The organism is Hydrogenovibrio sp. 3SP14C1 (assembly GCF_029625905.1).
GTDB lineage: Bacteria > Pseudomonadota > Gammaproteobacteria > Thiomicrospirales > Thiomicrospiraceae > Hydrogenovibrio.
The window spans coordinates 1-266 of sequence record NZ_JARTLM010000145.1; the positions used below are offsets into that span (position 1 = coordinate 1).

General features: G+C 63.9%; 1 protein-coding gene. It reads right to left on the reverse strand.

Annotated elements, in window-relative coordinates; genetic code table 11:
* A partial coding sequence (locus tag P8629_RS11990; RefSeq protein ID WP_278166341.1) for a hypothetical protein occupies positions 1–266 on the reverse strand: 266 nt, incomplete at both ends.

Genomic DNA, 266 nt, shown 5'->3' on the forward strand with positions numbered 1-266 from the left:
GGCTGGTATCACAGAGCACCGGGTAGCGACCGTTCTGGCTGGCCGCCAGCAGCTCGCGATTGAGCTCCCGCGCCTTGTGGTCGGCTTCGGCGTACTGACCCTTGGACTGGAAGGCCATCCCGCAACACAGGTGTCCAGAGATCGCCGGAATGATCACCTCGAAGCCGGCCTTGTCCAGAAGCGCCAGCGTCAGCTCCATGTCCGAGCGGGATTCAGGATCATGGTGACCGGCGCCGAACACCCGGGTCGCACAGGAAGGCATGTAG